3 protein-coding genes are annotated in these 3,094 nt (G+C 58.2%); 2 read left to right on the plus strand and 1 reads right to left on the minus strand.

The features are described 5' to 3' along the window. Window positions 1–114, plus strand: a 114-nt coding sequence (locus tag AACY52_RS28245; RefSeq protein WP_143497295.1) for a transposase, incomplete at its 5' end; no start/stop codon positions are given. A gap of 90 nt (window positions 115–204) precedes the next feature. Here the strand turns inward: AACY52_RS28245 and AACY52_RS28250 are convergent. Then, window positions 205–1,263 carry a haloacid dehalogenase-like hydrolase gene (locus AACY52_RS28250; RefSeq protein WP_339415236.1) on the minus strand — a complete coding sequence of 353 codons (1,059 nt, stop codon included), beginning with the start codon at window positions 1,261–1,263 and terminating at the stop codon, window positions 205–207. 242 nt (window positions 1,264–1,505) lie between these two features. On the opposite strand from AACY52_RS28250, the gene AACY52_RS28255 reads away from it, so the two are divergent. After that, window positions 1,506–2,897, plus strand: coding sequence for an L-cystine transporter (locus tag AACY52_RS28255; RefSeq protein ID WP_339415235.1), 1,392 nt, complete (start codon window positions 1,506–1,508; stop codon window positions 2,895–2,897). Window positions 2,898–3,094: the final 197 nt, after the last annotated feature.

Raw genomic sequence — 3,094 nt, forward strand, 5'->3', positions numbered from 1 at the left:
CAGTTGGAAGGAATAAACAATCGAATAAAGGTCATCAAACGAATGGCGTACGGTTACCGGGACAGCGAGTTCTTCTTCATGAAGATCAAGAGCGTCTTTCCCGGCAATCCGTGAAGAACCATTTTTTTGCCCAGAACAACTCTCGAAAACAATAGGGATCAAAATGTGAGAGCGGGCCTGCTCGCGAAGGCAGGCAACTCGGTCTTACTGAATCTCTTCAGGCTTCACAATCACCCAGTTCTTGTCCGCCGTCACCGGCAACCCTTCCTTGGCCTGCGCCGCCGCATGCTTGGCCATCATGCCGTTCAGCTGGGTCATGTACTTGTCCTTGCGGTTGATCCACAAGTGAATCCCCCCCTTGGCCACGTCCACATCGTGGAACAGCATGTAGCCATCGCTGGTCGGGGTGTCGCCGCCCACCAGCACTGGTTTTTTCCACTCGTCGATGTAGGTAAGAATGGCCGCATGCTTACCGGCCATCCAGGTGGCCGGGGTCCACAGGTAGGGGGTCAGCTCCAGGTCGAGGTTGGCCTTCTCGTCATATTTACCGGCGCTGATCTGTTTGCGCGCGGTGGTCAGCTCGCCGGTCTTGCGGTCCTTGAGCAGGGTGGTCACGCCGATGACGTTCTCGGGTTTGACGTTGTAGCCGTACTTCGGATCGGCGGCAACCATGCGCACCAGCTCTTCCGAAGCGGCGGTCATCACGTACACCGCGATGCCGTTCTCCATCAGCTTGTTGTACAGCTCGGCCTGGCCGGTGAAGATTTTCGGCGGTTGCACTTCGGACTTTTTCACCACGTCGCCTTCAAAATAGCTGACGGGTACGGGCTTGCCGGAGGCCATCAGCTCATCGACCTGCACCTTGAGCTCCTTGAGGGTAAAACCCGAGAACACCTGGGCGACCCACGGGTAGCAGACCATGTCGTCCACTTCGCAAAGGCGATAGTAGTAACTGAACAGGCTTTCCTTATGGTCGGCGGTGTCTTTGAACGGCATCAGTTTGAGCGATGGATCAAGGCTGTCACGGGTGATCAGACCCTTGTTTTCCATGTAGGGCAGCAGGGACTCTTCGAGGTCGTAGCGATAGCTGGTGTTGTCCATGTCGAACACCGCGAAATTACCCTTGTTGGCGTTGGCGGCGATCATTTCATTCAGTTGCTTGGCCGCCGGAGCTGGCCAGTGCTTCAGCTCGGTGGCGGCGAACGCCTGGCTGACGAGTCCGAGGCAAAATGCGGCGGCGAGTAATTTCGGCACGAACTTCATAGGCGTTGTCTCCCTGAGTGAAAGACATCGACACTAACAAATCCCTGTGACAGTTCCCACTTCGAGCACGACCGTGCGCGTCCTGATTCCGTCACACTTTTGCGCCTGAGTGGCAAATGCTTATTCCAAAAACGACACCGGCCATTCCATATCGGTATTAAATCAATATATTTCAAGCTGTTAGGCTTCCCGGTTCGCAATCGCAGGCTCACGCGATTGGCTGCCTTCTCAACGGAGCTCTAATGAATCTGCCCCTGATTCTCAACTTACTGGTGTTCGTGGCCCTGTTGCTGGGCCTGGCACAAACCCGTCGTACACACTGGAGCCTCGCCAAGAAGGTGTTGCTTGCCCTGGTGTTAGGCGTGGCGTTCGGTGTCGCGCTGCACAGCATTTATGGCGCCGGCAACCCGGTGCTCAGAACCTCCATCGGCTGGTTCGACCTGGTCGGCAACGGCTACGTGCAACTGCTGCAAATGATCGTGATCCCGCTGGTGTTCGCCTCGATCCTCAGCGCCGTGGCGCGCCTGCACAATGCCTCGTCCCTGGGAAAGATCAGCTTCCTGACCATTGGCACGCTGCTGTTCACCACCGCAATTGCCGCGCTGATTGGTATTGGCCTCACCAACCTGTTCGGCCTTAGCGCCGAAGGCCTGGTGGCCGGCACCCAGGAAATGGCGCGCCTGCAAGTGATCCAGAGCGATTACGCCGGCAAGGTCGCCGACCTGAATATCCCGCAACTGTTGTTGTCATTCGTGCCGGCCAACCCGTTCGCTGACCTAGCGCGCGCCAAGCCAACGTCGATTATCAGCGTGGTGATTTTCGCTGCCTTCCTGGGGGTTGCCGCGCTGCAGTTGCTCAAGGATGACGTGGAAAAAGGCCAGAAAGTACTCAACGCCATCGACACCCTGCAAGCCTGGGTGATGCGCCTGGTGCGCCTGGTCATGAAGCTGACGCCCTACGGCGTATTGGCGCTGATGACCAAAGTGGTCGCCGGCTCCAACCTTCAAGACATCATCAAGCTCGGTAGTTTTGTGGTGGTGTCGTACCTGGCCCTGGGCCTGATGTTCGTGGTGCACGGCGTGCTGCTGTCCCTGGCAGGGATCAATCCGCTGCGTTTCTTCCGCAAAGTCTGGCCGGTGCTGACGTTTGCCTTCACCAGCCGCTCCAGCGCGGCGTCGATCCCGTTGAGCATTGAAGCGCAGACCCGTCGCCTGGGCATTCCGCAATCCATCGCCGGATTCGCGGCCTCGTTTGGCGCGACTATTGGCCAGAACGGTTGCGCGGGGCTTTACCCTGCCATGTTGGCCGTGATGGTCGCCCCAACCGTGGGCATCAACCCGCTGGACCCGCTGTGGATCGCGACGCTGGTGGCGATTGTGACCTTAAGTTCGGCAGGTGTTGCAGGCGTGGGCGGCGGGGCGACCTTTGCCGCGCTGATCGTACTGCCGGCCATGGGTTTGCCGGTATCACTGGTGGCGCTGCTGATTTCCGTGGAGCCGCTGATCGACATGGGCCGCACGGCGTTGAACGTGAACGGTTCGATGACGGCGGGGGCGATTACCAGCCAGATCATGGGGCAGACGGATAAAGAGTTGCTGAATGCGGATGAGCATGCGGAGTTAGCGCAGGTTTAGCAGGGCCTGTCATACCGCTTTCGCGAGCAAGCCCGCTCGCACATTTTGACCGCATTCTCATGTTGGAACTCGGTCAAATGTGGGAGGCCCCACTACATCTTCGACGTAGCGCTGTCGCGCATCAAACTGGTTCATCGTAAGGTTATAGAACGCGTGCGGGGCAAAGGCCGTAGCCAGCACTGGTGTGTCAGCACCCG

This window comes from Pseudomonas sp. EA_65y_Pfl1_P113, assembly GCF_963970525.1.
Lineage (GTDB): Bacteria > Pseudomonadota > Gammaproteobacteria > Pseudomonadales > Pseudomonadaceae > Aquipseudomonas > Aquipseudomonas tritici.

What these genes read in the sequence shown, in the direction of transcription:
- AACY52_RS28250 (WP_339415236.1), bottom strand. Translation starts at nt 1,263, where the DNA reads ATGAAGTTCGTGCCGAAATTACTCGCCGCCGCATTTTGCCTCGGACTC.
- AACY52_RS28255 (WP_339415235.1), top strand. Translation starts at nt 1,506, where the DNA reads ATGAATCTGCCCCTGATTCTCAACTTACTGGTGTTCGTGGCCCTGTTG.